Source organism: Pseudomonas sp. Bout1, from assembly GCF_034314165.1.
Lineage (GTDB): Bacteria > Pseudomonadota > Gammaproteobacteria > Pseudomonadales > Pseudomonadaceae > Aquipseudomonas.
In genome coordinates, this window is the sequence record NZ_JAVIWK010000001.1 from 62,371 (window position 1) to 87,820 (window position 25,450).

A 25,450-nucleotide genomic window follows, 5' to 3' on the forward strand; every position below is an offset into this window, starting at 1 on the left:
GACACGGTCATGGCCAAACCTGGATTTCGCCTCGCGCTGTTTGCCACCCTGCTGGCCCTGATCGTGGTGCTGCTGGGTGCCTATACCCGACTGACCCACGCGGGCCTCGGTTGCCCGGATTGGCCGGGTTGCTATGGCTTTATCAGCGTGCCGAAAAGCGAAGCCCAGTTGGCCCATGCCGAACTGCATTACCCGGACACGCCGGTAGAGGCGGACAAGGGCTGGAACGAGATGACCCACCGTTACTTCGCCGGGACGTTGGGGCTGCTGATCGTACTGCTGGCGGCGCGCGCCTGGACCCATCGGCATCATCCGGGGCAGCCGCTGAAGCTGCCGTTGTTCTTGCTGGCGGTGGTGTTCGCCCAGGCGGCGTTTGGCATGTGGACGGTGACGCTCAAGCTTTGGCCGCAGGTGGTCACCGGGCATTTATTGGGCGGGTTCGCGACGTTGAGCCTGCTGTTCTTGCTGACGCTGCGCCTGTCTGGCGTGTTGCCGGCGCTGATCGTGCCCAAGCGCTTGCAGTACTGGGCGACGGCCGGGCTGGTACTGGTGATCGGCCAGATTGCGCTGGGTGGATGGGTCAGTTCCAACTATGCGGCGGTGGCCTGTATCGACCTGCCAACCTGTCACGGCCAGTGGTGGCCGGCGGCGGACTTCGCCAATGGCTTCCACCTGACCCAGCATATCGGCCCCAATTACCTCGGCGGGCAACTGGACAGTGATGCGCGTACGGCGATTCACCTTACCCATCGGATTGGCGCGATGCTGGTCACCGTCGTGCTGCTCGGCCTGGCCTGGCAACTCAAGGTGGTCGGCATGACGCGCTTGGCCGGGCTGTTGCTGATCGCCCTGGCGGCGCAAATCTGCCTGGGGTTGAGCAACGTGTATTTCCACCTGCCGCTGCCGATAGCGGTTGCTCATAACGCCGGCGGCGCGGCGTTGCTGCTGACGCTGGTGCTGGTCAATTACCACGCCCGCACCAGCTTGGTCCGGGTGCGGCATCAGTTGCCGTTCGGCTGGCGCTTCAGCCCGCGTAAACACGTGTCGGGCCTCATGACCCTAAAAGGAGAGATGCCATGGCGACCTTGATCGGCGAGCGTCACAGCAAGGCGATCTGGCGTGACTACCTGGAGCTGACCAAGCCAAAAGTGGTGGTGCTGATGCTTATCACCTCGTTGGTGGGCATGTTCCTCGCCACGCGCGCCGGGGTGCCGTGGCCGGTGCTGATTTTCGGCAACCTGGGGATCGCCCTGTGTGCCGGTGGCGCGGCAGCGGTGAACCATGTGGTGGACCGGCGCATCGATGCGCTGATGGCGCGCACCCATAAACGGCCGCTGGCGCAAGGGCGCGTATCGCCCGCGGCGGCGCTGACGTTCGCGATGGTGCTGGCGGTGGCCGGGCTGGCGCTGTTGCTGGCGTTTACCAATCCATTGGCCGCGTGGCTGACCCTGGCTTCGCTGCTGGGCTATGCGGTGATCTACACCGGCTTTCTCAAGCGTGCGACGCCGCAGAACATCGTTATCGGCGGCCTTGCTGGCGCTGCGCCGCCGTTGCTGGGTTGGGTGGCGGTCACCGGCCACGTCAGCGCCGAGCCGTTGCTGCTGGTGCTGATCATCTTCGCCTGGACCCCGCCGCACTTCTGGGCCCTGGCCATTCACCGTAAAGAGGAATACGCCAAGGCCGACATCCCGATGCTGCCGGTGACCCACGGCGAGCATTACACCAAGGTGCATATCCTGCTCTACACCTTCGCCCTGCTGGCGGTCAGCCTGATGCCGTATGTGATCCACATGAGCGGCATGCTTTACCTGGTGTGCGCACTGGTGCTGGGCGGGCGCTTTCTGCAATGGGCCTGGGTGCTGTACCGTGGCAGTCGGCCGCACGCGGCGATCAACACCTTCAAGTACTCTATCGGGTACCTGTTCGCGCTGTTTATCGCCCTGCTCGTAGACCATTACCTATTGTTGAACCTATGACTCGAACTCAAAAAACTGTCTTCATTCTGGTGGCCATTGTCGCGTTGATCATGGGCCTGACCGTCAACAAAGTACTGAGTGGCAAAGGCCAGGGCGACCCTACCGCGCTGATCGACGCCGGCATCATCCTGCTGCCGCAAAGCCGCCAGTTGCCGCCCGTGACCATGACCAACCAGGACGGCCAGCCGGTGGTGGTCAACGAGCTGAAAGGCAAGTGGAGCGTGTTGTTCTTCGGCTACACCTTCTGCCCGGACATCTGCCCGACTACCCTCGCCCAGCTGCGTCAGATCAAGAGCGAGCTGCCGAAAGACGTGGTGGATAAGTTGCAGGTGATTTTGGTCAGCGTTGACCCGAATCGTGATACGCCGGCGCAGCTTAAACAGTACCTGGGCTACTTTGATCCACAGTTTGAAGGCCTGACCGGCGCGAATGTGGAGGATGTGCAGAAGGTTTCGAACGCGGTGAGCATTCCGTTTATTCCAGCGGACACCAGCAAGCCCAACTACACCGTCGACCACAGCGGCAACCTGGCGCTGATCGGGCCCGATGGGACGCAGCGCGGGTTTATCCGGGCGCCGTTGAACAACCAGAAGCTGGTGGCGCAATTTCCGGGGTTGTTGCAGCGTAAGTAAGCCTGTCACTTGTCGTGCTGGCACCATGGCGCAACTGTGGGAGCTGGCTTGCTGTGGTGAGGGGGCTTGCTGTGGTGAGGGGGCTTGTCCCCCGTCGGGTTCACCGCAGATTGATGGGGCTGCTTCGCAGCCCAGCGCGGGGCAAGCCCGCTCACCACAGCAAGCTCGCTCACCACAGTAAGCCCGTTCATCACAGTAAGCGCGCTCCCACATGGGTTATGTGGACGGCATTGAAGCTATGTCGTCGGACTTTTCCCGCAACGTGTAGCGGTTGGCGCGAACTTGTTTGGCGTGCGTCGACTGACTAGTCTTTGCCCTGTCGCTGCAAATTCAGTGACAGGGTGTGGAAGCCCTTATATCGTTAGGCGCACAAAGCGCCACCTAGAGTCAGGCGCTTTTTATCGTCTGTGTTTTATGGTGGTTGTGCGCGGGGCGCTTTCGAGCGCGCCGGGTGCCTAACGTCCCGGTCTTCCACACCTGCGTACAGCCGCCACCCATTACGTGGAAGTAGTGCTTGGCGGCCCCTCAATACGTTAGGAGCCAGACCATGACAACACTTACCCCAGACCCACCCTGCACCCCCGAAGTCTTCACCCGCCATCACCAGCAACTGCACGCCATCCTCATCGATGCCCAAGCCTGGTTCAGCGCCCGCGACATTGGCCACCTGATGGGCCTGCATCTCAACGAAGCCTTGCTGCGCAAGCTCGACCCTGACCAACAACAAACATTAACCGCGACCACTCACGGCCACGCTGAACCCACCCTGATGCTCAGCGAATCAGGCGTGTACGCGATGTTGATCTATCACTACTGCCCGGAAAATCGCGCCCTGCGCCAATGGCTGACTCACGAAGTGGTGCCGGCCCTGCGCGGCAAGCAGCAGGCAAGCGAAAGCCCGGCCCTGAGTTGGCTGGCCTGGTCGACGGTGAGTTTGAGTGTGCTGCGGTGGCGCAATGAGCCGTGGATCCGGCTGCGGGATATGCCCAAGGTGTTGCCGGGCGTGTAGCGCTTGAAACTGTAGGAGCTGGCTTGCCTGCGATACAGGCGGCGCGGTGTTACTGATACACCGCAGCGATGCCATCGCAGGCAAGCCAGCTCCTACATTTGATCTCCAGTGTTTGGGAGATCGGGTTTTCAGCTTTAGATCAGAACGCCGGCAGGATCGCGCCTTTGTACTTCTCGAGAATGAACGCTTTCACTTCCGGTGTATGCAGCGCTGCAACCAGCTTCTTCACCGCATCCGAATCCTTGTTGTCTTCACGGGTCACCAGGATGTTCACGTAAGGCGAGTCGTTGCCTTCGATCACCAGTGCGTCCTTGGACGGGTCCAGCTTGGCTTCCAGCGCGTAGTTGGTGTTGATCAGCGCCAGGTCGACCTGGGTCAGCACGCGCGGCAGGGTGGCGGCTTCCAGTTCGCGGAATTTCAGGTTTTTCGGGTTTTCGGTGATGTCCTTGATGGTCGACAGGATGTTGGTCGGGTCCTTCAGGGTGATCAGCTTGCTGTTGGCGAGCAGCAACAGCGCACGGCCACCGTTGGTGGCGTCGTTCGGGATCACGACGTTGGCGCCGCTTGGCAGGTCTTCGAGCTTTTTGTACTTGCTGGAGTAGGCGCCCAGAGGCTCCAGGTGCACGGCACCCACGCTTACCAGGTGAGTGCCCTTGGCTTTGTTGAACTCATCCAGGTACGGCTGGTGCTGAAAGAAGTTCGCATCCAGGCGCTTTTCGGCCACCTGTACGTTTGGCTGAACGTAGTCGGTGAAGACTTTGACTTGCAGGTCCACGCCTTCTTTGGCCAGGGCCGGCTTCACGAATTCGAGGATTTCAGCGTGCGGCACCGGCGAGGCGGCCACGGTGATGGTTTCGGCGGCGTGGGCGGAAAACGCAGCAACGGCGGCGAAAGCAACCAGTAGTTTTTTCATTCAACAAGCTCCTTGTTCGGGTATTGGCCGGCTTCGCGCCGGCAATAGCCGTTATTTTCGAGAAAAGTGCACCACCAGCTTGTCGCCGACGGTTTGCAGAATTTGCACCAGGATCAACAGCATCACCACGGTGACCACCATTACGTCGGTCTGGAAGCGTTGATAGCCGAAACGGATCGCCAGGTCGCCCAAGCCACCGGCACCGACCACACCGGCCATGGCCGTGTAGGACACCAGTGTAATAGCCGTCACCGTAATCGCCGCGAAGATGCCGGGGCGGGCTTCGGGCAGCAAGGCGTTGGTGATGATCTGCCGGGTAGTCGCGCCCATGGCCTGGGTTGCTTCGATAATCCCGCGGTCCACTTCACGCAGCGCAGTTTCCACCAGGCGCGCAAAGAACGGCGTGGCACCCACTACCAGCGGCGGAATCGCACCGGCAACACCCAGCGAGGTGCCGGTGATCAGCACCGTGAACGGAATCATCACGATCAGCAGGATGATGAACGGCAGCGACCGCAGGATGTTCACGATCAGCGACAGCAAGGCGTACAGGTTCTTTTGTTCGAACAGTTGGCGCGGGCTGCACAGGAACAACAGCACGCCCAGCGGCAAGCCGAGCAACACGGTGAACAGCAGCGAGCCGAACAGCATGGTCATGGTGTCGCCGGTGGCCAGCAGGATTTCCGACCAGTCGATATTTGAGAAAAAGCTCAACAGGATTTCCATTAGCGCAGCACCTCCATATGGACGTCTGCCGCGGTGAAGGCGGCGAACGCGGCCTCCATGTCGCCACCGGTGACGGCGAGGGTCAGTTGCCCGTAGGGAATGTCTTTGATGCGGTCGATACGACCGGCGAGGATGCTGTAGTCCACACCCGTGTCGCGGGCGACGGTACCCAGCAGCGGCGCGTAGGTCGCTTCGCCCTGGAACGTAAGGCGCACGATGCGACCCGGCACGTGAGCGAAGTCATCACGCTGCTCGCCTTCGTCAACCTGCTCGGACTCTTGCACAAAGCGCTTGGTGGTCGGGTGCTTGGGATGCAGGAACACGTCGGCGACGGTGCCTTGCTCGACGATCACGCCGGCATCCATCACGGCCACGTGGTCGCAGACTCGGCGGATCACGTCCATTTCATGCGTGATCAGCACGATGGTCAGCTTCAGCTCACGGTTAATCTCGGCCAGCAGTTGCAACACCGAGGCCGTGGTTTGCGGGTCGAGGGCGCTGGTGGCTTCGTCGCACAGCAGGATCTTTGGCTTGGTGGCCAGGGCGCGGGCAATGCCGACGCGCTGCTTCTGGCCGCCCGACAACTGCGCCGGGTACTTCTTGGCGTGGTCGGACAGGCCGACCCGGGCCAGTAGTTCGGCCACGCGCAGGTCGATCTCCTTGCGCGACAGCTCGCCCGCCAGCGTCAGCGGCAGCGCCACGTTGTCGGCGACAGTCTTGGAGGCCAGCAGGTTGAAGTGCTGGAAGATCATCCCGACCTGTTGCCGGAAACGGCGCAGGCCGTTGGCATCCAGGGCGGTGACTTCTTCGTCATCGACCTTGATCTGGCCGCCACTGGGTTGCTCCAGGCGGTTGATCAGACGCAGCAAAGTACTTTTTCCCGCACCGGAATGGCCGATCAGACCAAACACCTGGCCATTTTCGACGCGCAGGTTGGTGGGATGCAGCGCGGGGATATCCTTACCGGCGACCCGGTAGGTTTTATGGACGTTATGAAACTCGATCACGTAGCGAACCTTGTGGGGCGCATTAAAAAGGGATCAGCGGTTAGCCGGGCGCGCATTTTAGCCTGTCCGTATAGCGTTTCTTAGCATTTATTTCGCATCCGACCAGCGATTTGGCAATAACGCGATCAAAGGTCATAAAAAAGGAACGGTACAAAACAGCGCCAGTCATTACTTAAGCAACTCGAAATTCCCGGGTGCCGTGCCCGGGGTTTTGCTCAAGAAGAGCCGGGGATCGCTCTGGCCTACGCAAACGAGGAGTTTTTGTCTGATGAGCACTAAAAAGCCAGTCACCCCGCCCAAGAGCGAACTTGCGGGTACCGACACTCTGGACCGTGGCAACACCAACGCCAAGCTGCAAAGCCTGGAAACATTTCGCTCTGACGCGACCGGCCAGGCCCTGCGCACGAACCAGGGCGTGAAGGTTTCCGATAACCAGAACAGCTTGAAGGTCGGCTCGCGTGGTCCTTCGCTGCTGGAAGACTTCATCATGCGTGAGAAAATCACGCACTTTGACCATGAGCGCATTCCGGAACGCATCGTCCATGCCCGTGGCACCGGCGCCCATGGTTATTTCCAGACTTATGACAACCATTCGGCGCTGACCAAGGCCGGGTTCCTGCGTAACCCCGAGCATAAAACTCCGGTATTCGCACGTTTCTCCACGGTGCAGGGGCCTCGCGGCTCGGGCGATACCGTGCGTGACGTACGTGGCTTTGCCGTGAAGTTCTTCACCGACGAAGGCAACTTCGACCTGGTGGGTAACAACATGCCGGTATTTTTCATTCAGGACGCGATCAAGTTTCCTGACTTCGTGCATGCGGTAAAACCTGAGCCACATAACGAAATTCCTACGGGTGGCTCGGCTCACGATACGTTCTGGGATTTTGTCTCGCTGCAGCCGGAGTCGGCGCACATGGTGATCTGGGCCATGTCTGACCGGGCGATTCCAAAAAGCCTGCGCACCATGCAGGGTTTTGGCGTGCACACCTTCCGTCTGGTGAACGCCGAGGGTAAATCCAACTTCGTCAAATTCCACTGGCGGCCTACGGTCGGCACCTGTTCCCTGGTGTGGGACGAGGCGCAGAAGCTTGCGGGCAAAGACACTGACTTCCACCGTCGCGACCTGTGGGAATCCATCGAAGGTGGCGATTACCCGGAATGGGAATTGGGCGTGCAGATTATCGCCGAGGAGGACGAGCACAAATTTGACTTCGACATCCTCGACCCGACCAAGCTGATCCCCGAAGAGCTGGTGCCGATCACGCCGCTGGGCAAGATGGTGCTCAACCGTAACCCGGACAACTACTTTGCCGAGACCGAGCAAGTGGCGTTCTGCCCGGGGCATATCGTGCCGGGTATCGACTTCTCCAATGACCCGCTGCTGCAAGGTCGTCTGTTTTCCTACACAGACACGCAGATCAGCCGACTGGGTGGGCCGAACTTTCACGAGCTGCCGATCAACCGGCCGGTCGCGCCGTTCCACAACGGCCAACGGGATGCCATGCACCGCACCACGATCGACAAGGGTCGCGCCTCCTATGAGCCGAACTCGATTGATGGCGGTTGGCCGAAAGAGACTCCGCCGGCTGCCGAAGACGGCGGTTTTGAGACGTACCCGGAGCGAATCGATGCCCACAAGATCCGTGAGCGCAGTGAGTCGTTTGGCGATCACTTCTCCCAGGCGCGGTTGTTTTTCCGCAGCATGAGCAAGCACGAGCAGGAGCACATCATCGCGGCCTACAGCTTCGAGCTGGGCAAGGTGGAACGCGAGTTTATCCGGGCGCGCCAGGTGAACGAGATCCTCGCCAACATCGACTTGGAGCTGGCCAAGCGTGTGGCGCAGAACCTTGGCTTGCCGGCGCCGAAGAAAGGCACGGTGCCGGAGCGCAAGACGTCTCCAGAACGTTCGCCGGCGTTGAGCCAGGCCAACTTGCTCTCGGGTGATATCAAGACCCGTAAGGTTGCGATTCTGGCCGCGAACGGCGTTGATGGTGCGGCGATTGCTGCCTTGAAGGCGGCGCTGGAAGCCGAGGGCGCGCACGCGAAGCTGCTGGGGCCTACATCGGCACCGGTGACGACGGCGGATGGCAAGAGCCTGCCGGTGGATGCGTCCATGGAAGGTTTGCCGTCGGTGGCATTTGATGCGGTGTTTGTGCCGGGCGGCGCCAAGTCGGTGCAGGCGTTGAGCGGCGATGGCGTGGCGTTGCATTACCTGCTGGAGGCGTACAAGCACTTGAAGGCGATTGCCTTGGCCGGTGAGGCGAAGCAATTGCTGGATGTGCTCAAGCTTGAGGCGGATGCGGGGTTGATCGTGGGCGGTGATGCGAAGGCGTTGAAGGCGTTTTTTGCAGCGATTGCCCAGCATCGGGTCTGGGATCGGGAGCCGAAGGCTAAAGCTGTTCCGGCTTAAGTTATGGGTGGTTTGTTAGGCCGCTATCGCAGGCAAGCCAGCTCCCACACTTGAATGTGTTCACAGTTCAAAGTGTGGGAGCTGGCTTGCCTGCGATGCTTTATTCGGCTTTGCGCGGAACCAGTACGACCTGCGCCGGGACCTTCTTCAGGATCTGCCGGTGAATCTTCAGGTCATACCCCGAATCGATACGCTTCACCCGTTTGGTCAGCAGCGTGGCCAGCCATGGGTAATCTTCGGTGCGCGGCGCCTGGATGCTCACATCGCACTGGTAATTCACCACGTCGGTGGCGATTTCATCCAGTTGATGGCGCAGCGCCTCGATATCGGTGAGGTTCAGCGCAACCGTGGTGCTAGGCGCCGCAGGGTCGATGACCTTGGCCGGCGGCTTGGCTTCAGCCGCTTTTAAGGCAGCCTCGGCTTTATCCAACTCGACTTTGCGGGCGTGGGCGATCGCGCTGTTGACGCCACCGGTCAGTGCCGGCGCCTTGGGCATCAATGCCCGGGCGCGGCTCAGGGCCGTGGCGGCAGCGTTGACGTCGCCTTTTTGCAGCACGATCTGGCTACGCTGCAAGTAGGCTTCGGCCAGTTGGCGCTGATAAGGCTCCAGCGCCGGGTCGTTGGGCGATTGGGCCTGCAAGGCGGCCAGTTCGTCTTCGGCGGTGGCCAGTTCACTGCTGGCGAGGTTTTGCTGCAGCTGTGCGATGGCGGCAGCGCGTGCGTCCGGGGCCTCTGGGGCGGCGGGCGGGGTGCTTTGGCAGGCGCCCAGCAGCAAGGAAAATGCGGCAAGGAGCAGATAACGGGCGTTGGACAGCTTCATTCCTGCGACTCTCTAATTGCGCAAAAAGCGAGCAAGTCTACACCCCACGACGGGGCAGGACAAAACTCAGCAGAAACAGGGCGGCCGCCGTGACCACAATCGACGGCCCGGCCGGGGTGTCTTTGAACCAGGACAACGCCAGGCCACCACACACGGCCAGCATCCCCAACAGGCTCGCGCCAACCGCCATTTGCTCCGGCGAGCGGGCGTGACGCTGGGCCGCAGCTGCAGGGATGATCAGCAGCGATGTGATCAACAATACGCCGACAATCTTCATCGCGACAGCAATCACCACGGCGATCAGCAGCATCAGGGTCATGCGCAGGGCCGCCACCGGCAAGCCTTCGACGGTGGCCAGTTCTTCGTGGACGGTGATCGCCAGCAGCGGCCGCCACAGCGTCACCAGCAACACCAGCACCGCCGCGCTGCCGCCCAGAATCCAGGCTAGGTCGGTGGGGCTGATCGCCAACAGGTCGCCGAACAGATAAGCCATCAGGTCGATGCGTACTTCGTGCATGAAGCTCAACACCACCAGGCCCAACGACAGGGTGCTTGGCGCCAGGATGCCCAGCAACGTATCGGAAGCCAGCGGCTGGCGCTGTTGCAGGGTCACCAGCAGCACCGCCAGCAGCAGGCAGCCGACGGTGACGGCGATGGTGGGGCTCACATCCAGCAGAAAGCCCATGGCCACGCCCAGCAGCGCGGCGTGGGACAGGGTGTCGCCAAAATAGGCCATGCGCCGCCAGACCACGAACGAGCCCAGCGGGCCCGCCACCAGCGCCAAAGCCAAGCCTGCCAGCAGGGCGTAGAGCAGAAAATCAGCCATGCTTGCAGCTATCTCCATGAACGTGGGTATGAGGGGCGGCGGGGTCATCGACTACGGCGCCATGCAGGTCATGGGCGTGGTCGTGACGGTGATGATAAATAGCCAGGCTCTGGGCGTTCTTGCCGAACAACTCGACGAAGGCCGGGTCGCCGCTGACCTGTTCCGGGTGGCCGGAGCAGCACACGTGGCGATTGAGGCACACCACCTGGTCGGTGGTGCTCATCACCAGGTGCAAGTCGTGGGAGACCATCAGCACGCCGCAGCCGTGGCGGTCGCGCAGGCGGGTGATCAGGCTGTACAGCTCGGCCTGGCCGGCCACATCGACGCCTTGCACAGGTTCATCCAGCACCAGCAGTTGCGGTTCGCGCAACAGGGCGCGGGCCAGCAGTACGCGCTGCATTTCGCCGCCGGAGATGCTTTGCACCGGGCTGTCGATCACCTGTTCGGCGCCGACTTCCTTGAGGGCCGACTGCGCGCGGGCGCGGTCAACACCGGGCACCAGGCGCAGGAAGCGCAGCACCGACAAGGGCAAGGTCGGGTCCACATGCAGCTTTTGTGGCATGTACCCAACCCGTAGCTTCGGCTTGCGCCACACGCTGCCGCTGTCGGGCTTGAGCAGGCCAAGTACGGCGCGCACCAGGGTGGTCTTGCCGGCGCCGTTGGGGCCGATCAGGGTGACGATCTGCCCCGGCTCGACGCTCAGGTCGATGTTGTCCAGCACGTTTTGCCCGGCGAACGTGACCCCGACCTGCTCCAGGCGGATTAACGCAGTGCTCATCAAGCCCCCTGGCAGCCCGAGCACACACCGACCACTTCGACGGTTTGCCCTTCGACCCTGAAGCCGACGTCGCCGGCGCTCTTGATGATGCTGTCGCTGATGCTTTTTTGCTCAAGTTCGATGGCGGCGTGGCATTCGCGGCAAATCAGGAACTGGCCCTGGTGCGCGTGTTCCGGGTGGTTGCAGCCGACAAAGGCGTTGAGTGACGAGATGCGGTGCACCAGGCCGTTGTCCAGCAGGAAGTCCAGCGCGCGGTACACCGTAGGCGGCGCGGCGCGACGGCCGTCTTGCTCGCTGAGCACACCGAGGATGTCGTAGGCACCCAGCGGCTTATGGCTTTGCCACACCAGCTCCAGCACCCGGCGACGCAGGGCGGTCAGGCGCAGGCCTTGGCGCGCACACAGGGCGTCGGCTTCTGACAGCGCGCTGTGCACGCAGTGAGAGTGGTCGTGGGGACGGCTGGCAAGCGGTGTTTTAGGCATGAGCGGCGACAGATATTTGTGAGAGACGTTATTATGTTACCTGTTCCTGCCTCCTTGAGTGGTCATCGTGTCCAGACTTTTTCCCGTTTTTGTCGTATTTGTCACCAGTTTGTTGCTTGCCGGTGCCGCTCAGGCGCAGGTTCGGGTGCTGACCAGCATCAAACCGCTGCAACTGATTGCCGCCGCCGTGCAGGACGGCGTGGCGATTCCCGAGGTGTTGCTACCGCCGGGCGCTTCGCCGCATAACTATGCGTTGCGCCCATCCGACGTACGGCGTGTGCAGTCGGCAGACCTGCTGTATTGGATCGGCCCGGACATGGAAAGCTTCCTGCCGCGTGTTTTGAAAGGTCGCACCTTGCCGACGGTGGCGGTGCAGGACCTTGCGGGGATGAAACTGCGTCGGTTCACCGAAGATAGCCACTCCCATGCTGAAGATGCCGACGAACACGACCATGATCATCGCCCCGGCAGCCTGGACGCGCACTTGTGGTTGTCGACCGTCAACGCTCGGGTGATCGCCAATCGTATGGCGGCGGACCTCAGCGCTGCCGACCCGGCGAATGCCGAGCGTTATCAGAGCAACGTGAAGGCCTTTGATGGTCGCTTGGATGCACTGGATGTACGCTTGAAAGCGCGCATGGCGGATGTCGCCGGCAAGCCATACTTTGTGTTCCATGAAGCATTCGATTACTTCGAAGATGCCTACGGCCTCAAGCACACCGGTGTGTTCAGTGTTGCCGCAGAGGTGCAGCCGGGCGCGCAGCATGTGGCGGCGATGCGCACGCGCTTGCAGGAAGTGGGCAAGACCTGCGTGTTCAGCGAGCCACCGTTGCGCCCGCGCCTGGCGGAAACGCTGGTGGCGGGTTTGCCGGTGAAGCTGGCGGAGCTGGATGCGTTGGGCGGCTACACGCCGGCCTCCGCCCAGGGTTATGAGCAGGTGCTGGAGAAGCTGGGAAATGACCTGGCCGGGTGCCTGGAGTCGTTGTAAGGCTCAGTGAAGATCAACTGTGGGAGCTGGCTTGCCTGCGATAGCGGTGTGTCAGTTATCACAGAGTCAACTGGCCCACCGCTATCGCAGGCAAGCCAGCTCCCACACTGACCGCGCACGACCGGATTATTGCTTACAACGCGAACGGCAGCGGGGTCTTGACCTGCTGGCGTTGCGCCAGACGCACTTGAAACTCGCGCGGGTCGTGAATCAGCACGTCCTGACCGGCAAACGACTCCGCGGCAATCAGGCGTGACAGCCAGAACCGCACACAGGCCACTCGCAGCATGGTCGGCCACAGCTCCGCTTCCTTGGCCGTAAACGGTCGCAAGCCCGCATAAGCCCCCAGCAACGCCCGCGCCCGTTGGCCATCGATCACGCCGTCGGCGTCCGAGCACCAGTCGTTCAGGGCGATCGCCACGTCGTACAGCATCGGCCCCGAGCAGGCGTTATAGAAGTCGATCAGCCCGGTCAGGTGGGTGCCTTCGAACATCGCGTTGTCGCGAAACAGGTCGGCGTGGATGTTCGCCCGGGGCAACGCGAGGATCTGCGCCTTGTGCGCCTCAATCTCATCCAGCGCGGCTTGCAGCAGGCGCTGTTGCTCCGCGTCCAGGTGCGAAATCAGTTGCGCGCCTTCGCTGAGCATCCAGTCCAGACCGCGATCGGTCTTGCGTTCCAGCACCTTCTCGCCCTGTGTGGCGAGGTGCAGGTGGCCGAGCAGTTCGCCCACTTGCACGCAATGCTGGGCATTGGCGTCCTTGATGTGCTTGCCCGCCAGGCGCGGTTGCAGCAGCGCCGGCTTGCCGGCCAACTCGCGCAAGGCCACGCCGTCGGTGGTGCGCAGGGCATAAGGCACCGGCAGGTCGGCGTCGTGGAGCACGTCCAGCAGTTCGATGAAGAACGGCATTTCCTGTACGGGGCCGCGTTCAACCAGGGTCAGGACGAACTCGCCCTGTTCCAGGCTGATGAAGAAATTGGTGTTTTCACTACCAGCGGCAATCCCCTGGAAATCAAGCAGGCGGCCGAGCCCATAAGGGGCGAGAAAGGTTTCCAGCTCGGGCCGAGCCAGGGGGGTGAACACAGACATGGTTAAAACTGCCGTTACGGGCGCTGCCGTGGGCAGCGCCGATTAAAGTTAAGAAATCATTTCCATTCGAAGATCTTCCATGACGGGATCAGCATATCCGGCTGGTCAGAGCGGATGAAGTTCGCATCGGTTCCGTCCGCGCGCACCAGGAAGTAAGGCGGGAAGCCTTTCTGGGTCACTTTGATCGCGTACAGGAAGCCATTCTGGCGGTATTCCTGAATGGTCTTGTCGCCCTCCGTGCGGATGGTGACCTCCGGATCTGCCGAAGGAGCACCGTCGGCTGCCGTGGCGGCCAGCGGAAGGAATGCAATCAAGCCGGTCAACAACAGGCGATTCACTGTACGCATGATAACCTTGTCCCTTTGTCGTCATTGGTCCGGCTATTCTAGCGCCTGACCCGCCGAAAAGGTTGATCCTGCTCATGAGCCAAGCCCCCCTCGTCCTGGTGGACGGTTCTTCTTACCTGTACCGCGCCTTTCACGCGCTGCCACCGCTCACCACGTCCAAAGGCCTGCCTACCGGCGCGGTCAAGGGCGTGTTGAACATGCTCAAAAGCCTGCGCAAGCAGTACCCGAACAGCCCGTTCGCGGTGGTGTTCGACGCCAAGGGCGGCACATTTCGCGATGAGCTGTACGCCGAATACAAGGCCAACCGCGCGAGCATGCCGGATGACATGCGCGTGCAGATCGAGCCGCTGCACCAGAGCGTGATCGCCCTGGGCTTCCCGCTGCTGTGCGTCGAAGGCGTTGAGGCGGATGACGTGATCGGCACCCTGGCCCGCAGCAGCGCGGCCGCTGACCGGCCGGTGGTGATTTCCACCGGCGACAAGGACATGGCGCAACTGGTCGACGGGCACATTACCTTGGTCAATACCATGACCGGTAGCGCCATGGACGTTGAGGGCGTGAAGGAGAAATTCGGTGTCGCTCCCGAGCAGATCATCGACTACTTGGCGCTGATGGGCGATTCGTCCGACAACATCCCGGGCGTTCCAGGCATTGGTCCGAAGACGGCTTCCGGCTTGCTGGTGGGCGTCAACGGCGGTTTGAAGGAGCTCTACGAGCAACTCGATATCGTGCCGACCCTGCCGATTCGTGGCGCCAAGACCCTGGCCGCCAAGCTCGAAGAGCACAGGGCGAGTGCGTTCCTGTCCTACGAGTTGGCGACGATCAAGATCGACGTGCCGCTGGATGTGGGCCTCAACGATTTGCATCTGATCGAGCCGGACCGCGAGAAGCTGCTGGAGCTGTACACGCTGCTGGAGTTCAAGAGCTGGATTGACGAGATTCAGCGCGATGCCAAGCGGGTTGAGTTGAGCGCCGCTCCGTCGGCCGCTGCCGCTGAGGCCGCGGTTGAGACGATCGCGCCGGTGTCTGTGGAGCCGGTGTACGAAACCATCCTCACCCAGGCCCAATTCGATGGGTGGCTGAAGAAGCTCAACGACGCCAAGCTGTTTGCCTTTGATACCGAAACCACCGGGATCGACGCTCAAAAAGCGCAACTGGTGGGTGTGTCGTTTGCCGTGCAGGCCCACGAAGCCGCCTACATTCCGCTGACCCACTCCTACATCGGCGTGCCGGAACAGTTGGACCGGGACACCGTGCTGCTGGCCCTGAAACCGCTGCTCGAAGACCCGGAAAAACTCAAGGTCGGCCAGCACGCCAAGTTCGACATGAATATCCTGGCTAATTGCGCCATCGGCGGCGACCCGGCACACGGCATCACCGTGCGCGGCATCGCCTTCGACACCATGCTCGAATCCTACGTGCTGAACTCGGTTGCGACTCGCCACGACATGGACAGTCTGGCGAAGAAGTATCTGGACTACGACACCGTCAGCTTCCAGGACATCGCCGGCAAGGGCGCCAAGCAGCTGACCTTTGACCAGATTGCCCTTGAACAGGCCGGCCCTTACGCGGCGGAAGACGCGGATGTGACCCTGCGCTTGCACCAGGAGCTGCATAAGCAACTCTGTGCGATTCCTGCCTTGGCCAGCGTTGTGTCCGACATCGAGATGCCGCTGGTGCCGGTGCTGGCGCGTATTGAGCGCCAGGGTGCCCTGGTGGATGCTGCGTTGCTGGGTATCCAGAGCATCGAGCTGGGCAACAAGATGGTCGATCTGGAACGCCAGGCCTACGAAATCGCCGGCGAGGAGTTCAATCTCGGCTCGCCCAAGCAACTGGGCGCGATTCTTTACGAGAAGCTCGGGCTGCCGGTGCTGAAGAAGACCGGCAAGGGCCAGGCTTCGACGGCCGAGGAAGTGTTGGCCAAGCTGGCTGAAGATGACTACCCGCTGCCGAAAGTGCTGATGCAGTACCGCAGCATGAGCAAGCTGAAAAGCACCTACACCGACCGCCTGCCGGAGCAGATCAACCCACGCACCGGGCGCGTTCACACGTCCTATCACCAGGCCGTCGCGGCTACCGGGCGCCTGTCCTCCAGCGATCCGAACCTGCAGAACATTCCGGTGCGTACCGCCGAAGGCCGGCGCATCCGCCAGGCATTTGTCGCGCCTAAGGGCTACAAGCTGCTGGCGGCGGACTATTCGCAGATCGAGCTGCGCATCATGGCGCATTTGTCCAAGGACCAAGGGTTGCTGAATGCGTTCCGCGACGACCTCGATGTGCACACCGCCACGGCGGCCGAGGTGTTCAAGGTTGAATTGACCGAGGTCACGTCCAATCAGCGTCGCAGTGCCAAGGCGATCAACTTTGGCCTGATCTATGGCATGGGCGCTCAGAAGCTGGGCAAGGATATTGGCGTCGACACCAAGACCGCCAAGGCCTACATCGACGTGTATTTCGCCCGCTACCCAGGGGTTCGCGAGTACATGGAGCGCACCCGCGCGCAGGCGGCGGACCAGGGCTACGTGGAAACGCTGTTCGGGCGCCGCCTGTACTTGCCCGAGATCAACTCCAACAAGCCTCAGGAGCGTGCTGGCGCCGAGCGTACGGCGATCAACGCGCCGATGCAGGGCACGGCGGCCGATATCATCAAGAAGGCCATGGTGAAGGTCGACAACTGGCTGACGGCCTCGGGCCTGGACGCCAAGGTCATCCTTCAGGTGCACGATGAATTGGTGCTGGAGGTGCGTGAGGACCTGGTGGCTGAAGTCAGCGCGAAGATTCGTGAGCACATGAGCGATGCGGCGAAGCTGGATGTGCCGTTGGTGGTGGACGTCGGCGTGGGCGACAACTGGGACGAGGCGCACTAGGCCTGGGGCTTGGGCCGCGGCGTGATGCCGCGGCAGCGCTTTAGATCGGAAAGCGCGACGGGTTATTTCCAATAGTTTTTTGAACGTGCCGGAACTTAACCCATGAAATGTGACTCAGAGTTACTGAATGGGTGGTGAAGCCCTTCAATGCTCCTATGTTGTGTTAAGTGTTGGCAGATATCTGGACCCCGCCCTAGCGGTCCGGAACTTGGACCCCGAACTTCCCCTCCCCATACGAAGTCCGGGGTTTTTTTTGCCCCGGGTTTTTACTCGGCGACCTCCGAACCCTTGTCAGCCAGTTCCATCCAGCCTGCCAGTACGGTGTAAGCGTCTTCCAGGCCCAGGCGTTTTGGCGCCGAGAACAGCTGGATGGTCACGGCATCGCCCCAACCTTTGCGAATATCCGCCTGCACTTTGAGCAGGGTGTTTTTCGCTGCGCCGTAGGTCAGCTTGTCGGCCTTGGTCAGCAGGATGTGCATCGGCATGCCGCTGGCGACGGCCCAATCGAGCATCAACAGGTCGAAGTCGGTCATTGGATGACGGATGTCCATCATCAGAATCAAACCCTTCAAACTCTCCCGGCCACCCAGATAGGCTTCCAGGTGACGCTGCCAGTGCAGCTTCAGCGGGATGGGTACTTTTGCGTAACCGTAGCCCGGAAGGTCGACCAGACGTCGATCATCGTCTAGCTTGAAGAAGTTGAGGAGCTGTGTGCGCCCCGGGGTTTTCGAGGTGCGCGCCAGGCTGGCGTGGGTCAGGGTGTTCAGCGCGCTGGATTTACCGGCGTTGGAACGGCCGGCGAATGCGACTTCGAAGCCTGCGTCATCGGGGCATTGGTCGACTTTGGCGGCGCTGAGCATGAAGGTGGACTGTTGGCACAGGCCGAGGATGGGATTCTTGAGTTGCATGAGTTTTCCGATGTGGGCGGTGCCGGGAATGGGTGCGGCAAGCGGTGTCGTTTCCGTTTCAGTAGCGCCAGTATATAATGCCGCAGATTTTGTGTGTGCTTTGTCCCAGCGAAGGATGAAGTTCACGGGAGCGATAGACCTTTATTGCGCATTAGAACGCAAAACGCTCTCAAACCCTGAAAAGGTCGATGTATGACCAAGTGGCTGCTGGCCGTCGGTGTCTTGATGCCACTTTACAGTGTGCAGGCTACACAGGATCCGGAGGCTGTGTACAACCGCGTTTGCGGGGCCTGCCATGCCGGACAGTTGCCCAACGCCCCGAAACGGGGTGACCGGGCAGCCTGGAAGCCAAGACTGGCTCAAGGTATGGACACGCTGGTGCAACACGTGACCCAGGGTTTCAAGGCGATGCCGCCGCGTGGTTTGTGCATGGACTGCAGTACCGAGGATTACCATGCCGTCATTCAGTTGATGGTGAGTAAACCCGGTCCATAACTCTTTAACCCTTAGCCGTAGTTGGATTAGCTGATGAACAAACTGATCGTGAGTCTGCTGTTGACCCTGGGCATCACCGGTGTTGCCCATGCCGCAGGCGACGCCACTGCCGGCCAGGCGAAAGCCGCCGTATGTGGTGCTTGCCATGGACCGGACGGTAATAGCCCGGCGCCAAACTTTCCAAAACTGGCCGGCCAGGGTGAGCGTTACCTGACCAAGCAGATGCACGACATCAAGGACGGCAAGCGCACGGTCCTGGAAATGACCGGCTTGCTGACCAACCTCAGCGATCAGGACCTGGCAGATATCGCGGCGTATTTTGCCAGCCAGAAAGGCAGCGTGGGAGCTGCTGATCCAAAACTGGTGGCCCACGGCGAAGAACTGTTCCGCGGCGGCAACCTGGAAAAGGGCATGCCTTCGTGCATCGGTTGCCACTCGCCTAACGGTGCTGGCCTTGCCGCTGCCGGTTTCCCGCACTTGAGCGGCCAGCATGCGCAGTACATCGGCAAGCAGCTGACGGACTTCCGCGAAGGCAATCGCACCAACGACGGCGATACCAAAATCATGCAGAGCATCGCCGGGAAACTCAGCAACAAGGACATCGAAGCCGTATCCCAATACATCCAGGGCCTGCACTAATTGCCCCGGCTACGTTAACGCTCGATTAATCCGTCGATGCAAGCATAAAAAGGGTGGCTTAGGCTGCCCTTTTTTGTGGCCGGTGCCGTTACACTAACGAACTCATGCCCGCGTAGACCTGTCACAACAAAGGTCGCGTGAGGCGACTTTATTTGTCCAGGAGTAAAGCATGCGTAATCTGATCCTCAGCGCCGCTCTCGTCACTGCCAGCCTTTTCGGCATGACCGCACAAGCTGCCGATAATGTGCCGCTTGAAGCCGGTAAAACCTATGTTCAGCTGGAGACGCCGGTACCGGTTGCGGTGCCAGGCAAGATCGAAGTGGTGGAGCTGTTCTGGTACGGTTGCCCGCATTGCTACGCTTTTGAGCCGGTGATTAATCCGTGGATCGAAAAACTGCCTGCTGATGTGAATTTCGTGCGTATCCCGGCCCTGTTCGGTGGCCCATGGGATGCCCACGGCCAACTCTTCATCACCCTGGACACCATGGGTGTAGAGCACAAGGTGCATGCCGCCGTGTTCAACGCCATCCAGAAAGAAGGCAAGCGCCTGCTCAAGCCTGAAGACATGGCCGATTTCGTCGCCACCCAAGGTGTCGACAAAGCCAAGTTCACCGAGACGTTCAACTCGTTCGCTGTGAAGGGCAAGATGGCCCAATACAAGGCACTTGCCCAGAAATACGGCGTGCAAGGCGTACCGACCCTGATCGTCAACGGCAAATACCGCTTTGACATCGGCAGTGCTGGCGGCGAAGAGCAAGCGCTGAACGTGGCCGACCAATTGATCGCCAAAGAGCGCGCAGCCAAGTAAGGGGCCCGTCATGCGTCGCTGGGGTACTGAACGTGTCGTTGGCCTGCATGACCCGAAGGTCAATGAACACCACCTGGAATCCACGGGCCTGCCGGCAGACAGTCGGCTGCGCCTGCTCAGTTTCAATATCCAGGTGGGCATCAGTACCGAGAAATACCGGCATTACCTGACCCGTGGCTGGCAGCACCTGCTGCCCCACAACGGGCGTGCCGGCAACCTGCAAAAGATCGGCGACCTGCTGGGCGACTTCGACCTGGTAGCCCTGCAGGAGGCCGACGGTGGCAGCCTGCGTTCCGGCTACATCAACCAGGTCGAACACCTGGCCCAGCTCGGCGCCTTTCCTTACTGGTACCAACAGCTCAATCGCAACCTAGGCAAACTCGGCCAGCACAGCAATGGTGTGCTCAGTCGTCTGAAACCGTGGGCGATCGAGGATCACCCCTTACCCGGTCCGAAAGGCCGCGGGGCGATCCTGGTGCGATTCGGCGAAGGGCCGGAAGCGTTGGTGGTGGTGATGATGCACCTCGCATTGGGGGCTCGAACCCGCACCCTGCAGTTGGCCTACATTCGCGAGTTGATCGGCAACTACAAACACCAGGTGCTGATGGGTGATATGAACACCCATGCCTCAGACCTGCTACAGAATTCCCCGTTGCGCGACCTTGGGTTGCTGGCGCCGCAAGTCGAAGCCACCTTTCCCAGCTGGCGTCCGCAACGCTGTCTTGATCACATTTTGCTCAGCCCGACCCTGACACTCGAAAGTGTGCAGGTACTGGCGCAGCCCATCTCCGATCACCTGCCGGTCGCGGTAGAGATTCGTCTGCCGGGTTCGCTCACGGCTGATGCATTGCCCGCGTTGAGCCCCGGCCCTCGCGGACCCCTTGCATGAGCGACGACGCCCAGCGCTGGAAAGAAAAATACCTGTTAAGCATCGAGCAGCAAGAAAAGCTCGAGCGCCGCTGGGCCGCCCGCCTCGACCTGCTGCGCCGGGGGTTGGTGCGCAGCACCCTCGCGGCGGAAGGGACCGACCGCGCCGTTGATCAATGCATGAAGGAAATGCGCGATGTCGTGCGCACAGACGACATGGATGCGGCGCTTGCTGCACTTTTGCCGCGCCTGGAAAAGGCCGTGCTGGATTCGGAGCAGCGCCGCGAAACCCGGGTTGACCAGATTGGCACGGCCTTGACCGCGTTGGTCACCCAGTTGCAGAAACTGCCCTTGCCGCGTGAGGTGAGTCGCCCGCTGAAGGCGTTCGCCAAACAGCTGGACGGGCGTGTCGGCCAAGCGCGGGAGATCCCGCTGTTGCTGAGTGAGTTGAGCGGCCTTCAGGGGCAGGCATTGAGCAACATGGAGCCGGAGGGCGAAGCCAGCCGTTCGGGCCCGGGCTTGTTGCAGCGTCTGTTTGGCACGAGGGACGCAGCGGCCGAAACCCCCGAGGTTGAGCAACCTGCGCCACCGCGCCCGGCGGTTCAGGCGCCTGCTGCGCCAAAGCCGGTGGATGAGGCTGAAGCGCCAGCGCAATCGGCCGAGCTGGCTCAAGCCCTGCGAGCTTTTGCGCCACAACCCAAAGCCCCGGCGGCCGCAGAGCCGCTGCCTGAGCGCGTGCCACCCGTAAAGGCTGTTGAGGTTGTCAGCGAAGTGGCGCCAGATGCCCCTGCCATTGTGGCCACGGCCCCCGTCATCGAGGTGCCCGCAGCGATTGTCGAACCACTGGAGCCCGAGCAGCCGACCGAAACGGAAGGTGAGCCAGCGCTTGAAAGCGCCCTCGCCGCTATGGTCGAGGCGCCAGAGGTACAGGCCCGCGAGCTGGAGCAAACGAAGATCGGCAGCTTGTCGCTGCCACCGGTCATGGCCGATGAGGCGCAAGAGCCGCCGGCCCCAGCGGAGCTGAACCCCGACGAACTGCAAGCGGACCAAGCCTACGCACTGCCCGACACGCCCGAGCCGTCTTACAGCTCGGTGGCCAAACACATCGAAGACACCCTGCTCGGCTTGCTGGAAGACCTGTCGCTACCCGAGCGTCATAGGCCTCAAGCCGAAGCGATGCGTGAACGCCTGACGCATGGCTTGAACTGGTACGAACTGCTGCCGATCCTCGATGACCTGGCGGTATTGATGCTGGCCATCACTGACAGCGGCCAGCACGAGTTTGAAGCCTACCTCAAGCAGCTCAACGGGCGCCTCGAAGCCTTCCAGGGCCATTTGCAGGTCGCCAGTGAAGGCCACGCCGACAGCCGTTCAGCCGCCAGAGAGCTGGACACCCAGATCCGCGAACAAGTGGATGGTTTGCAAACCAGCGTCCAGGACGCGGCCGACCTGGATAGCCTCAAGCACGTGCTGGAGAGCCACCTTGAAGGGCTGCTGGGCACGATGGACGAACACCAGCACCAGCGTGACCAGCGTGAGCAGGAAGTGGCTGCCCGCCTCAAAGGCTTGGCCGAACGGGTCGCCAATATGGAGCAAGAGGCTCAGGGCTACCGGGAGCACCTTGAGGTTCAGCGCCAGAAAGCCCTGGTCGACCCGCTTACCGGCTTGCCCAACCGAGCAGCCTGGAGCGAGCGCCTGGAGCACGAGGTCAACGCCTGGCATCAGCAGGGAAACAGCCTGTCGCTGGCGATGCTGGACCTGGATCACTTCAAGCGGATCAACGACGGCTATGGTCATCTGGCCGGCGACAAGGTGCTGAAGATCATCGCCACGGTGCTCCGAAAGCGCCTGCGGCCCAACGACTTCATCGCGCGCTTTGGTGGTGAAGAGTTTGTGCTGCTGATGCCCAACTCATCGCTGTCCGAGGCGTTGGCCGTGGGTGAAACCCTGCGCGCAGCCATCGAAGCCTGCCCGTTTCACTTCAAGGGCGAGCCGGTGACGATCACGGTGTCCATGGGCATGGCGCAGTTTCAGCCGGGAGAACGCAGTGACCTGGCCCTCAAGCGTGCCGATGAGGCGCTGTATCGCGCCAAGGCCGCAGGGCGCAATCAGGTGCAGGCGGCCTGAAAATGTTCCATTTTGTTTAAAACGCCGCATTTGGCCGCTTGGGAGCAAACGGTACGTTACACTGTTGCATTACCGTCTTAAGCGTATTGTCTGCTGCCATGAAACTTCTGTGTTCTGCCTTGCTGCTTCTCCTGCTCGCCGGTTGCGCAAGCGGCCCTCGCCTGGACACCAGTCATCCGTCGGTGAACCACGACAACCGTGTGCAGTTCGTCGTCGTGCACTACACCTCTGCGTCCCTTGAGCGCTCGCTGGCGCTGTTGACCCATGGCCAGGTCAGCAGCCATTACCTGATCGGTGATGATGCCTCGGCCACCATCTATAAATTGGTGGACGAAAGCCAGCGCGCCTGGCACGCCGGGGAAAGCGAATGGATGGGCCGCACCTGGCTCAACTCCAGCTCGATCGGGATCGAGATCGTGAACCCGGGCTATCGCGATTTGCCGACGGGCCGCGTCTGGTATCCGTACTCCGAGGCGCAGGTGCAATCGCTGGTGGTGCTGCTCAAGGACATCAGCAAACGCAACGGCATCGACCCGCGCAACATCATCGGCCATAGCGACATTGCCCCGTTGCGCAAGCTGGACCCTGGGCCATTGTTCCCGTGGAAGCGCCTCGCGGATGAAGGTTTGGGCATGTGGCCGGACGCCAAGGCAGTGGCCCGTTACCAGGTGCAGTACGCCGTCGATCTACCGAGCATTACCTGGTTCCAGCAAGAGTTGGCCAAGCTGGGCTATCCGACGCCACAGACGGGCGAGCTGGATGTGGCGACGCGGCATGTGGTGGCCGCGTTCCAGATGCATTTCCGGGCATCGTTGTATGACGGGACGCCGGATGCTGAAAGTGCCGCGATCCTGCGGGCGTTGAATCACCAATAATTGTTGGCGCGCGGCTTGCCGGTGATGGCGTCCTCAGAATCGCCATCGCCATCGCCGGCAAGCCGGGCTCCTACAAGGGCAGCGCCATGTAGAACTGCGTTCCCTGCCCCGGCCGCGAATAAACCCCCATGCGGCCACCGTGCAATTGCACGATTTCCTTGCACAGCGCCAGGCCCAGCCCGGCGCCGCCTTTCTTGCGGCCTACCTGCACAAACGGTTCGAATATCCGCCCTTGCTGGCCGTAGGCGATACCTTCACCGTTGTCCTCGACGCTGACGATCACCCGTTCACCATGGCGGCGCGCCTGCAAGCGGATCTGCCCACCGTCGGCTGTGTGCCGCAGGGCATTGCCTAAAAGGTTATCGAGTACTCGCTCCAACTGCGCTCTATCGGCATGCAACCTCGGCAGCGGGGGCTGCTCATCAACCAGCAATTCGATGTTCTGCGCGTTCGCCTGCTCCGCGAAGCGGGCGCGGGCATGTTCGAGCAAGTCGCTGATATCGCACGGGCCCAGGGTAAGTTTCTGCAAGCCGTTTTGATAGCGCGAGAAGTTGAGCAAGTCGTTGATCAACTGCATCAGGCGCTGCATTTCCTCGTTGACCGTATCCAGCAGGTCCGCTTCGCGAGACTCTGCAGGAAACTTCGCCCGTTCGCGGAACAAGCCGAATGCCATGTGCATACCCGTCACCGGCGTGCGCAGTTCATGGGATGCGCGCAACACAAACTCACTGCGCACTCGTTCAAAGGCGCGTTGTTCGGTCACATCATGCAGCACCATCACCGCGCCCAGAATATGCCCTTGGGTATGGCTGACCGGTGTCAGGCTAAAAGTGAGCAGGCGCAGCTCGCCCTCGACTTCCACCTCCAGGTCTTCAGGTGCGCGCTCCAGGTTGCCCCCGCGTAGTACCAAATGCAGTTGCTCATCCAGCTCGGGGCGGCCCAGGGCGTCGCCAAGGCCTTGGCCCAGGCGATTCTCATCCCAGCCCAATTGACGCTGTGCCACCGGGTTAAGGTGCTCCAGGCGCCCCTGGCGGTCGATCATCAGCAGGCCGTCATCGATGCTGTCGAGTACCGCTTGTAAGCGCTGCTGCCCGGCAAGCAATTCATCGACGTTGGTTGCCTGATGCTGGCGCAACGCCTCGGCCATGATGCCGAAGCGCCGGGTCAGCAGGTTCATTTCAGCCGCGGAGGAGATGGGCAGCGTGACTTCGAAGTTGCCCTGGCCGATCTTGTCGGCAGCTTTGGCCAGGGCTTCGATCGGCCCGCCAAAGCGCCGGGCGATCCCGTGGGCGGTGATGAAACCAATGATCAGCACCGCCAGCCCGACCAGGCCCAGCAGGCCAGCAATCAACAGCGCGCGTTCACGGGACTTGTGTTCGGTGTCGTTGATGTTTTCGAGGGCTTTCTTGTGCTCGGCGATCAGGCCGTTGCGCAAGATATTGAAACGCTCGGTCAGCTCGTCGTTGTTACGCAGTTGCGGCGTAGTATTTTCGTTTTTATCGAACGCTTCCAGGAAGCTCAGGTAATCAGTTTTGGCTTGGGTAAAGCCGCTGGTTGTCGCGTCCTTCTGTTCGTGCTCAATGCCCTGTTGCAGCAGGGCGAAATAGCGTTGCTTGGAATCCTCCAGCGCGGCCGCATCAGGTCGCTCGTTGAGCATGATCATCAACTGATCGCCGAGGGTCTGCCGCAGCTTGAGCCCCAGGTCCAGGGTGATGAAGTTGCTGCGAATCAATGACTCCTGGGTCTTGGCCATTTGCATGACACTCACCAGGCCCAGCAGCAACCCCAGCAGGGCAACGGTGATCAGCGCAGAAATACTCAAGAACAGCCGAGTGCGCAGCTTCATCGCAAGCTTCATAGGCT

Annotated in this window: 24 protein-coding genes; 13 read left to right on the forward strand and 11 right to left on the reverse strand. The window is 61.3% G+C overall.

Features of this window, described 5'->3' with window-relative positions:
• Positions 1 to 9: 9 nt before the first annotated feature.
• The 4 genes from RGV33_RS00315 to RGV33_RS00330 all read left to right on the forward strand — a co-directional run bounded on the left by RGV33_RS00315 (position 10) and on the right by RGV33_RS00330 (position 3,617).
• Positions 10 to 1,089 (forward strand): COX15/CtaA family protein, encoded by a 1,080-nt coding sequence (locus tag RGV33_RS00315; RefSeq protein ID WP_322142645.1) that lies wholly within the window; start codon positions 10 to 12, stop codon positions 1,087 to 1,089.
• Positions 1,077 to 1,976 carry a heme o synthase gene (gene cyoE / locus RGV33_RS00320; RefSeq protein WP_322142646.1) on the forward strand — a complete coding sequence of 300 codons (900 nt, stop codon included), beginning with the start codon at positions 1,077 to 1,079 and terminating at the stop codon, positions 1,974 to 1,976. The genes RGV33_RS00315 and cyoE overlap by 13 nt, the downstream gene beginning before the upstream one ends.
• Positions 1,973 to 2,608, forward strand: a complete 636-nt coding sequence (locus tag RGV33_RS00325) for an SCO family protein (RefSeq protein ID WP_010168617.1) — start codon at positions 1,973 to 1,975, stop codon at positions 2,606 to 2,608. Before cyoE ends, RGV33_RS00325 begins: the two co-directional genes overlap by 4 nt.
• Before the next feature lie 547 nt (positions 2,609 to 3,155).
• Positions 3,156 to 3,617: a Bro-N domain-containing protein gene (locus tag RGV33_RS00330; RefSeq protein ID WP_322142647.1), complete on the forward strand. Its 462-nt coding sequence runs from the start codon at positions 3,156 to 3,158 to the stop codon at positions 3,615 to 3,617.
• Between the two features lie 139 nt (positions 3,618 to 3,756).
• Here the strand turns inward: RGV33_RS00330 and RGV33_RS00335 are convergent, their stop codons facing one another.
• Genes RGV33_RS00335 through RGV33_RS00345 form a run of 3 tightly spaced genes read right to left on the reverse strand, consistent with a single transcriptional unit; the run spans position 3,757 to position 6,263 of the window.
• On the reverse strand, positions 3,757 to 4,530 hold the full coding sequence (locus RGV33_RS00335; protein WP_322142648.1) for a MetQ/NlpA family ABC transporter substrate-binding protein: 774 nt from the start codon (positions 4,528 to 4,530) through the stop codon (positions 3,757 to 3,759).
• A gap of 51 nt (positions 4,531 to 4,581) precedes the next feature.
• On the reverse strand, positions 4,582 to 5,256 hold the full coding sequence (locus RGV33_RS00340; RefSeq protein WP_322142649.1) for a methionine ABC transporter permease: 675 nt from the start codon (positions 5,254 to 5,256) through the stop codon (positions 4,582 to 4,584).
• On the reverse strand, positions 5,256 to 6,263 hold the full coding sequence (locus RGV33_RS00345) for a methionine ABC transporter ATP-binding protein (protein WP_003214829.1): 1,008 nt from the start codon (positions 6,261 to 6,263) through the stop codon (positions 5,256 to 5,258). Before RGV33_RS00345 ends, RGV33_RS00340 begins: the two co-directional genes overlap by 1 nt.
• Positions 6,264 to 6,531: 268 nt before the next feature.
• Between RGV33_RS00345 and katE the strand changes: the two genes are divergently transcribed.
• Positions 6,532 to 8,673, forward strand: coding sequence for a catalase HPII (gene katE, locus RGV33_RS00350; protein WP_322142650.1), 2,142 nt, complete (start codon positions 6,532 to 6,534; stop codon positions 8,671 to 8,673).
• A 100-nt stretch (positions 8,674 to 8,773) separates the two neighbouring features.
• Here katE and RGV33_RS00355 read toward each other — a convergent pair whose 3' ends face one another.
• From RGV33_RS00355 to RGV33_RS00370, 4 genes are read right to left on the reverse strand one after another with little or no spacing between them, the layout of a single operon-like run.
• Positions 8,774 to 9,493: a PA5502 family lipoprotein gene (locus tag RGV33_RS00355; RefSeq protein ID WP_322142651.1), complete on the reverse strand. Its 720-nt coding sequence runs from the start codon at positions 9,491 to 9,493 to the stop codon at positions 8,774 to 8,776.
• Positions 9,494 to 9,530: 37 nt separating this feature from the next.
• Positions 9,531 to 10,319: a zinc ABC transporter permease subunit ZnuB gene (gene znuB / locus RGV33_RS00360; protein WP_010168631.1), complete on the reverse strand. Its 789-nt coding sequence runs from the start codon at positions 10,317 to 10,319 to the stop codon at positions 9,531 to 9,533.
• A complete protein-coding gene (gene znuC / locus RGV33_RS00365) occupies positions 10,312 to 11,097 on the reverse strand; it encodes a zinc ABC transporter ATP-binding protein ZnuC (protein ID WP_322142652.1) in 786 nt (261 codons plus the stop codon). The genes znuB and znuC overlap by 8 nt, the downstream gene beginning before the upstream one ends.
• The gene (locus RGV33_RS00370; RefSeq protein ID WP_416152051.1) at positions 11,097 to 11,579 is read right to left on the reverse strand and encodes a Fur family transcriptional regulator; all 483 of its coding nucleotides are present in this window, start codon (positions 11,577 to 11,579) and stop codon (positions 11,097 to 11,099) included. Before RGV33_RS00370 ends, znuC begins: the two co-directional genes overlap by 1 nt.
• 58 nt (positions 11,580 to 11,637) lie before the next feature.
• On the opposite strand from RGV33_RS00370, the gene RGV33_RS00375 reads away from it, so the two are divergent.
• Entirely contained in the window at positions 11,638 to 12,567 is a 930-nt protein-coding gene (locus RGV33_RS00375; RefSeq protein WP_322142653.1) for a zinc ABC transporter substrate-binding protein, read from the forward strand.
• A gap of 133 nt (positions 12,568 to 12,700) precedes the next feature.
• Here the strand turns inward: RGV33_RS00375 and RGV33_RS00380 are convergent, their stop codons facing one another.
• Positions 12,701 to 13,654 carry a homoserine kinase gene (locus tag RGV33_RS00380; RefSeq protein WP_322142654.1) on the reverse strand — a complete coding sequence of 318 codons (954 nt, stop codon included), beginning with the start codon at positions 13,652 to 13,654 and terminating at the stop codon, positions 12,701 to 12,703.
• A 56-nt stretch (positions 13,655 to 13,710) separates the two neighbouring features.
• Positions 13,711 to 14,001, reverse strand: coding sequence for a DUF2782 domain-containing protein (locus RGV33_RS00385; RefSeq protein WP_322142655.1), 291 nt, complete (start codon positions 13,999 to 14,001; stop codon positions 13,711 to 13,713).
• 74 nt (positions 14,002 to 14,075) lie between these two features.
• On the opposite strand from RGV33_RS00385, the gene polA reads away from it, so the two are divergent.
• Entirely contained in the window at positions 14,076 to 16,868 is a 2,793-nt protein-coding gene (gene polA / locus RGV33_RS00390) for a DNA polymerase I (RefSeq protein ID WP_322142656.1), read from the forward strand.
• Positions 16,869 to 17,134: 266 nt separating this feature from the next.
• On the opposite strand, the gene yihA is transcribed toward polA, so the two are convergent.
• The gene (gene yihA, locus RGV33_RS00395) at positions 17,135 to 17,776 is read right to left on the reverse strand and encodes a ribosome biogenesis GTP-binding protein YihA/YsxC (protein ID WP_088426053.1); all 642 of its coding nucleotides are present in this window, start codon (positions 17,774 to 17,776) and stop codon (positions 17,135 to 17,137) included.
• Between the two features lie 192 nt (positions 17,777 to 17,968).
• Here yihA and RGV33_RS00400 point away from each other — a divergent pair, with 192 nt between their 5' ends.
• The 6 genes from RGV33_RS00400 (at position 17,969) to RGV33_RS00425 (ending at position 23,587) form a co-directional block, all read left to right on the forward strand.
• Positions 17,969 to 18,271: a c-type cytochrome gene (locus tag RGV33_RS00400; RefSeq protein ID WP_322142657.1), complete on the forward strand. Its 303-nt coding sequence runs from the start codon at positions 17,969 to 17,971 to the stop codon at positions 18,269 to 18,271.
• A gap of 33 nt (positions 18,272 to 18,304) precedes the next feature.
• A complete protein-coding gene (locus RGV33_RS00405) occupies positions 18,305 to 18,910 on the forward strand; it encodes a c-type cytochrome (protein ID WP_010168648.1) in 606 nt (201 codons plus the stop codon).
• A gap of 169 nt (positions 18,911 to 19,079) precedes the next feature.
• Positions 19,080 to 19,718 carry a thiol:disulfide interchange protein DsbA/DsbL gene (locus RGV33_RS00410; protein ID WP_322142658.1) on the forward strand — a complete coding sequence of 213 codons (639 nt, stop codon included), beginning with the start codon at positions 19,080 to 19,082 and terminating at the stop codon, positions 19,716 to 19,718.
• Positions 19,719 to 19,728: 10 nt separating this feature from the next.
• Positions 19,729 to 20,607 carry an endonuclease/exonuclease/phosphatase family protein gene (locus RGV33_RS00415; RefSeq protein ID WP_003214803.1) on the forward strand — a complete coding sequence of 293 codons (879 nt, stop codon included), beginning with the start codon at positions 19,729 to 19,731 and terminating at the stop codon, positions 20,605 to 20,607.
• Positions 20,604 to 22,712, forward strand: coding sequence for a diguanylate cyclase (locus RGV33_RS00420; RefSeq protein ID WP_322142659.1), 2,109 nt, complete (start codon positions 20,604 to 20,606; stop codon positions 22,710 to 22,712). The genes RGV33_RS00415 and RGV33_RS00420 overlap by 4 nt, the downstream gene beginning before the upstream one ends.
• Before the next feature lie 98 nt (positions 22,713 to 22,810).
• A complete protein-coding gene (locus RGV33_RS00425; protein WP_322142660.1) occupies positions 22,811 to 23,587 on the forward strand; it encodes an N-acetylmuramoyl-L-alanine amidase in 777 nt (258 codons plus the stop codon).
• Between the two features lie 70 nt (positions 23,588 to 23,657).
• Here RGV33_RS00425 and RGV33_RS00430 read toward each other — a convergent pair whose 3' ends face one another.
• Positions 23,658 to 25,445, reverse strand: a complete 1,788-nt coding sequence (locus RGV33_RS00430) for a KinB sensor domain-containing domain (RefSeq protein ID WP_322142661.1) — start codon at positions 25,443 to 25,445, stop codon at positions 23,658 to 23,660.
• Positions 25,446 to 25,450: the final 5 nt, after the last annotated feature.

Excerpts from the sequence above, each read along its gene's own strand:
- RGV33_RS00315 (WP_322142645.1), top strand. The coding sequence starts at position 10 with ATGGCCAAACCTGGATTTCGCCTCGCGCTGTTTGCCACCCTGCTGGCC.
- cyoE (WP_322142646.1), top strand. The coding sequence starts at position 1,077 with ATGGCGACCTTGATCGGCGAGCGTCACAGCAAGGCGATCTGGCGTGAC.
- RGV33_RS00325 (WP_010168617.1), top strand. The coding sequence starts at position 1,973 with ATGACTCGAACTCAAAAAACTGTCTTCATTCTGGTGGCCATTGTCGCG.
- RGV33_RS00330 (WP_322142647.1), top strand. The coding sequence starts at position 3,156 with ATGACAACACTTACCCCAGACCCACCCTGCACCCCCGAAGTCTTCACC.
- RGV33_RS00335 (WP_322142648.1), bottom strand. The coding sequence starts at position 4,530 with ATGAAAAAACTACTGGTTGCTTTCGCCGCCGTTGCTGCGTTTTCCGCC.
- RGV33_RS00340 (WP_322142649.1), bottom strand. The coding sequence starts at position 5,256 with ATGGAAATCCTGTTGAGCTTTTTCTCAAATATCGACTGGTCGGAAATC.
- katE (WP_322142650.1), top strand. The coding sequence starts at position 6,532 with ATGAGCACTAAAAAGCCAGTCACCCCGCCCAAGAGCGAACTTGCGGGT.
- RGV33_RS00355 (WP_322142651.1), bottom strand. The coding sequence starts at position 9,493 with ATGAAGCTGTCCAACGCCCGTTATCTGCTCCTTGCCGCATTTTCCTTG.
- znuB (WP_010168631.1), bottom strand. The coding sequence starts at position 10,319 with ATGGCTGATTTTCTGCTCTACGCCCTGCTGGCAGGCTTGGCTTTGGCG.
- znuC (WP_322142652.1), bottom strand. The coding sequence starts at position 11,097 with ATGAGCACTGCGTTAATCCGCCTGGAGCAGGTCGGGGTCACGTTCGCC.
- RGV33_RS00370 (WP_416152051.1), bottom strand. The coding sequence starts at position 11,579 with ATGCCTAAAACACCGCTTGCCAGCCGTCCCCACGACCACTCTCACTGC.
- RGV33_RS00380 (WP_322142654.1), bottom strand. The coding sequence starts at position 13,654 with ATGTCTGTGTTCACCCCCCTGGCTCGGCCCGAGCTGGAAACCTTTCTC.
- RGV33_RS00385 (WP_322142655.1), bottom strand. The coding sequence starts at position 14,001 with ATGCGTACAGTGAATCGCCTGTTGTTGACCGGCTTGATTGCATTCCTT.
- polA (WP_322142656.1), top strand. The coding sequence starts at position 14,076 with ATGAGCCAAGCCCCCCTCGTCCTGGTGGACGGTTCTTCTTACCTGTAC.
- yihA (WP_088426053.1), bottom strand. The coding sequence starts at position 17,776 with ATGCAACTCAAGAATCCCATCCTCGGCCTGTGCCAACAGTCCACCTTC.
- RGV33_RS00400 (WP_322142657.1), top strand. The coding sequence starts at position 17,969 with ATGACCAAGTGGCTGCTGGCCGTCGGTGTCTTGATGCCACTTTACAGT.
- RGV33_RS00405 (WP_010168648.1), top strand. The coding sequence starts at position 18,305 with ATGAACAAACTGATCGTGAGTCTGCTGTTGACCCTGGGCATCACCGGT.
- RGV33_RS00410 (WP_322142658.1), top strand. The coding sequence starts at position 19,080 with ATGCGTAATCTGATCCTCAGCGCCGCTCTCGTCACTGCCAGCCTTTTC.
- RGV33_RS00415 (WP_003214803.1), top strand. The coding sequence starts at position 19,729 with ATGCGTCGCTGGGGTACTGAACGTGTCGTTGGCCTGCATGACCCGAAG.
- RGV33_RS00420 (WP_322142659.1), top strand. The coding sequence starts at position 20,604 with ATGAGCGACGACGCCCAGCGCTGGAAAGAAAAATACCTGTTAAGCATC.
- RGV33_RS00425 (WP_322142660.1), top strand. The coding sequence starts at position 22,811 with ATGAAACTTCTGTGTTCTGCCTTGCTGCTTCTCCTGCTCGCCGGTTGC.
- RGV33_RS00430 (WP_322142661.1), bottom strand. The coding sequence starts at position 25,445 with ATGAAGCTTGCGATGAAGCTGCGCACTCGGCTGTTCTTGAGTATTTCT.